Raw genomic sequence first — 4,692 nt, 5'->3', positions numbered from 1 at the left:
TTCAGCTGTGCGCTTCCCGCCACCGGGCGCACTCGGGTCTTTCACCCGTTAGATTTCGCCCATGCCGGGCGCACTAGAAAAAGAGCGACACTTCTGTGCCGCCCTCCCGTGGCTCGGATCGGTGCTCCGGTCGCTCCTCAGCGTTGCCGTATCCTCCGTCCGAGCAGGGAGAGTATATCACAGATTGTCCAGTTTTAACCCTCACCAAATCAAAATTGTCCTTGACAAGGGGAGCACTTTAGTGCATACGACGCCTCATAACCACTCCCTTTCCTGCTCGCGCCCACAACCTGACCGCGTTAATCCTACACCTTCACCGTAGGTCAGACAGTTGAGCCGACTGCACACCGCAGTGCGCCACGCTGCCCGTAGAGCTTGTTTACACACTTCCTCTGGCGAACCGGCGCTCTCTCCCCTGCCCTGACTCAGAAAAGCTCTCCTGCGGAACGTGGGCGTCTATGGAGGCAAAAATACCCCCGGCTGTATTCCGTGAGGAAAGCAGCCGGGGGAAACCGTATATAAAATAGACAGTTTAGATTAAAGTGTAGCCGACCATGTGGTAAGGCTCGTCATATACCGCGACTAGACACACATATTCATCGGACTGATCGAACAAATGCTCGTAACAGTATAAACCGTAATATGTCTTGCCGGATTTTTTATAAGTTGAATCATTTAGTTCACCGAAATAACGGTCCAGTATTACGTCAGGATTATCGGCGTACCTATAAATTTCAGGACTATACACTACATCCCATTCAAAATCATAAAGTTTACTGTATATCTCATCCTCAGACCATCCTTCCGCATCCTTTCTTATAAGATCACATACAACATAATAATCCAAAGACATAGGCTCCCCATCCAGATAAACCGGGTATGTATACGCCATGCCGCCGCCATCATCCCAACCATCACCCTGAGGATCATTTACATCAACCATAACAACGTATTGGTCTCTTGATGCCATCTGGGATGATGTTGTTGCTTTTACTTCCTCAAAAAGTTCCGAACAATCGATAAATTTTCGAACAAAATTAATCGTGTCATCCGTATACGAGGGATTGTCCGGATTGAACATGGCAATAACATTCAAATTATCATCGAATACATAATAGGGCGAATAATAATAATCATCGGGTGAATTTTCAGGTTCGACATTAATATAAATTGATTTGTTTGCTTTTTCCCCATAGATAAATTGCCTAAAATAAGATTTCTCTGCAATAGTAATTATTTCGATTTCTTCCTTTGTGTGTCCGGTATTAGATGCGATCCATTCTACCCTGTCGATAAAATCGCTTGTTCGGCCTATCGCAAAAGAATTGGGGAAAGCTTTCAAAAAATCAGACGCCAGCACAGACTGCCCGTCATTGTCATACGCAATCGAAACTATCTCTCCATCCTTGGGTGGCTCCACCGTAAACCCCGCATCACGAGCAGGATCTAAGGCAACAGCACCGGAACCGACCAAAGACTGGATGAGTGTCGTATCCGTGCCTTTTGTCTCCAGGGATAAAGCCGTAAGAGATATTTCCGCCAGGTCGCCGCGGAGAACGATATCTGTATCACTGGCCTCCGGAACGAGTCCTACCTCGACAGCAAAATCCTCGGAATCCTGGAAGGTAAAGTCCACTTCCCCTTCGGCATTGTCGGAATAGCCCAGGGCGCGGAGAACAAAAGTCAGGAACTCTTTGGGGGTGATATTGTCGTTAGGAGCAAACTTATTGTCAGGCTTACCGTTCGCAATATGATCGTGATTCGCCAGAGCAACATAGCCGTTGGCCCATTCAGGAACATCCGTGAATGGATGTTCGTAATTACAGCTAAGCGCTTCTTTTTCACGTCCAAGCAGACGGATCAGCATGACAAGAGCCTCAATTCGCGTGGCCTGCTGGTCCAAATTGAAGATGGGCGTGCCGTCATCCGCAGTACCTGAACCGAGAAATAAGCCCAAATCATGGAGCGTGTCAGCAGCATCAGCAGCGTCTTCCCCATCGGCCAGCATTGGGACCGCTAAGTTCAGGACTAAGACAAATGTAAGTACGAAAACCAAAATTTTTTTCATAGTGGACCTCCCATTGTTTTTTGGTGGAAAAAGCGTAAAAGAACGGTGCCAGGCACAGAGCCCAACACCGCGAAAACAGTAACCGCAACCTGCTGTAATGAAATGCGTATGGGAAGAGGTTGTGTTTGTTCTTCTCTGCGCTGAACCTAAATACTCTCTGTGCATTGGAACTTGAACCGCTGTCACGACCATTCCAGTATGCCCTTGGCCATGAGATCATTATAATTCTCAAGACAGAGAATTACAAGGAAAATCGTACTCGCTCCAATGGATTTTTCTAAGCAGTACCCCCTACCCTGCTGAAGGCTCACGTCTTTAATGACAACAATACCCCCGGCTGGATGAGCCGGGGGCAGAACGAAATAGATATTCATTTGAGTTGTGTACGGTGCTTGTGAAACTTAATCGTTGAAGGCTTTGTCTCTGGGATTCCGGAACGATCTCCACAATGTCATTGAGCGTGCAGTCGAGTACGGCGCATATTTTTTCGAGAGACAGGAGTCGAACGTCTTCGTTCCGGCCTAACCTTGCCATTACGTTGGTGGTCAGACCGGCCTTGTGAGTCAGCTCTGTTTTGGACATATCCTTGTCAATCAGAAGTTTCCAGAGCTTGTTGTAGCTTACTGGCATGATTGGGCCTCCTGTACCTTCTTCTGGTACACTTTCTTCATGGCGGTGAAATTTGAGGTGATTTGTTCACCCTCCGCGTAGTATTCATCCGCGTTTTCGCAGTATTGGCACTCAGCCTGGTACTCAACAGGAACACCCTGAAAAATATTAAACTGCTGCGCGATGACTGTATACACGACGTGCTCTTCCACGCAGCAGGGACACAGCATATATTCGGACTTTATGATTTGCAACGTGGTCATCTCCTTCCGGAAAACATTGTTTCCAGGGATATTATACGAGTTTTTTGGCGAGATGTCAATGATTGCTGCTGGATGCGCGTTGTCCTTAGGGACAACATAAAAATACTGAGCTTGACAACAGCACTTTTCGCGGAGTATTATGGGAGACGGTTTTTGAGATTTTACCTGCGAGGAGGATAACATATGGCACAGTTGTATTTCAAATACGGAGCAATGGGCTCCAGCAAGACCGCGAATGCGCTGATGGCACGGTTTAATTATGAGGAGCGGGGTCAGAGGGTGCTCTTGGCTAAACCTCAGCTGGATACCAGAGACGGAGATCACATGGTGCGATCCCGCATAGGCCTCACCTACCCCTGCGTGTACTTCCACGAGATGCAGGCAATGGATGATGCAGAGCTCCAGACCTACAACTGCATTATCGTGGATGAGGCGCAGTTCCTGGCACGGGAAGAAGTGCAGTACCTTGTTCATCTCGTGGATGACTGCAATATCCCCGTCATCTGCTACGGCTTGCGGTCGGACTTCAAAGGGGAACTGTTCCCGGGGAACTACGAGCTCCTGGCGATGGCCGACAAAATCGAGGAGGTTAAGACCATATGCTGGTGCGGCAAGAAGGCAACCTTCAACGCACGGTTCGATGAGAACAGCGTTGTGCTGAAAGAGGGCGCGCAGGTGGTCATCGGCGCCAATGACCAGTATATTGGGCTTTGCCGGAAACATTGGAGAGAGGGTAATCTCGGGCCGGATTTTCATCCGGTGGCTAAAATAGGTGATGACAGATTTCTTTGCTAAATAATTATCCCCCTATCGACGGTGCTTTTTTCACTGTTGATAGGGGGAACATGCAAGTTTACTCTTTTTCCACGTTACATGCTGAAACTTCTGAAAATGAATATCCCCCAATTCCAAAGAATCGCTCAAAGAAAGCCTTCAGCTTGTCAATCACCGTCTGCTTTTTCTTGGTTCTCGCTCCTCCGCTGCCAAAGCGGGGCATCGGAGGCATCAAACGGTCGATGTCTGTACCAGTTGTTTTAATCTTGCCGTCACGGAAAGCATTCTCCAAAAACTTCCGGGTTTCAGGCTCGCGCAGTTTCTCATCGCTGATAATCTGTACAAGCTCCCGTTCCCGTTCTTCGGCAACATAGCTGTTCCATTCGGTCATCACATCATCGACATCGTTGATGCCGGAGATAAAATTCTCAATAAGAGCCTTTTTACTGCGCAGTTCAGGGCTGGCGTCTATGGCCTTTCGGATGGTAATAAGGACTTCTATATCCTCGCAATGGGTATCGTGGTACTTCTTGACGAGCATCAAAATGTAGTCGATATTGATCTCGACCTGCTTGATAAGCTCAATCTCGAAAACGATATCGTCGATGATGTCCGTGCTCTCCCCACGCTTGCGGCGTTCATACCATTCATCCCGCAGGTCCTGATACCGGCCGAGATAATCCTGGAAGTCCCTCTCGGAAATCAGCTCATTCCCCTTGAAATCGTCAAAGGAGGACAGGAGATTTCGCATACGCAGCAGGGCGCCGAACAGGGATATAAATTCGCGTTGCCGATCCTCCCCCACGATTTGCGGCTCAGCAAGAGGGAATCTCTCCGTCAGTTCCTCCACCACATCCACATAACCGGGACGTGGTTTGTCATCCATACCAACGTACCCATAATACTATAAATGAGCAAATCCGCACAAAGCCAAAAAAGCAGGCATAACCCAAACGTGTTATAATGGAAGCGCAACCA

At 48.2% G+C, this 4,692-nt stretch carries 5 protein-coding genes; 1 reads left to right on the top strand and 4 read right to left on the bottom strand.

Features of this window, described 5'->3' with window-relative positions; genetic code table 11:
- Nucleotides 1-532: 532 nt before the first annotated feature.
- The 3 genes from Q0Z69_RS16640 to Q0Z69_RS16630 all read right to left on the bottom strand — a co-directional run bounded on the left by Q0Z69_RS16640 (nt 533) and on the right by Q0Z69_RS16630 (nt 2,931).
- Nucleotides 533-2,068 (bottom strand): S-layer homology domain-containing protein, encoded by a 1,536-nt coding sequence (locus Q0Z69_RS16640; RefSeq protein WP_298035521.1) that lies wholly within the window; start codon nt 2,066-2,068, stop codon nt 533-535.
- Between the two features lie 315 nt (nt 2,069-2,383).
- On the bottom strand, nt 2,384-2,698 hold the full coding sequence (locus tag Q0Z69_RS16635) for a helix-turn-helix transcriptional regulator (protein WP_298035520.1): 315 nt from the start codon (nt 2,696-2,698) through the stop codon (nt 2,384-2,386).
- The gene (locus Q0Z69_RS16630; RefSeq protein WP_298035519.1) at nt 2,689-2,931 is read right to left on the bottom strand and encodes a hypothetical protein; all 243 of its coding nucleotides are present in this window, start codon (nt 2,929-2,931) and stop codon (nt 2,689-2,691) included. Before Q0Z69_RS16630 ends, Q0Z69_RS16635 begins: the two co-directional genes overlap by 10 nt.
- A gap of 192 nt (nt 2,932-3,123) precedes the next feature.
- On the opposite strand from Q0Z69_RS16630, the gene Q0Z69_RS16625 reads away from it, so the two are divergent.
- Entirely contained in the window at nt 3,124-3,735 is a 612-nt protein-coding gene (locus Q0Z69_RS16625) for a thymidine kinase (RefSeq protein ID WP_298035518.1), read from the top strand.
- 58 nt (nt 3,736-3,793) lie between these two features.
- Here the strand turns inward: Q0Z69_RS16625 and Q0Z69_RS16620 are convergent, their stop codons facing one another.
- The gene (locus Q0Z69_RS16620) at nt 3,794-4,600 is read right to left on the bottom strand and encodes a type I restriction endonuclease subunit R, EcoR124 family (protein WP_367272348.1); all 807 of its coding nucleotides are present in this window, start codon (nt 4,598-4,600) and stop codon (nt 3,794-3,796) included.
- Nucleotides 4,601-4,692 lie beyond the last annotated feature (92 nt).

This window comes from uncultured Dysosmobacter sp. (assembly GCF_947631165.1).
In the GTDB taxonomy this organism is placed as follows: Bacteria; Bacillota; Clostridia; order Oscillospirales; family Oscillospiraceae; genus Oscillibacter.
Note: the sequence above shows the minus strand (reverse complement) of the source record. Positions and strands in the feature narration are given on the sequence as shown.

Coding starts and splice junctions, on each gene's coding strand:
- Q0Z69_RS16640 (WP_298035521.1), bottom strand. CDS start 2,068: ATGAAAAAAATTTTGGTTTTCGTACTTACATTTGTCTTAGTCCTGAAC.
- Q0Z69_RS16635 (WP_298035520.1), bottom strand. CDS start 2,698: ATGCCAGTAAGCTACAACAAGCTCTGGAAACTTCTGATTGACAAGGAT.
- Q0Z69_RS16625 (WP_298035518.1), top strand. CDS start 3,124: ATGGCACAGTTGTATTTCAAATACGGAGCAATGGGCTCCAGCAAGACC.
- Q0Z69_RS16620 (WP_367272348.1), bottom strand. CDS start 4,600: ATGGATGACAAACCACGTCCCGGTTATGTGGATGTGGTGGAGGAACTG.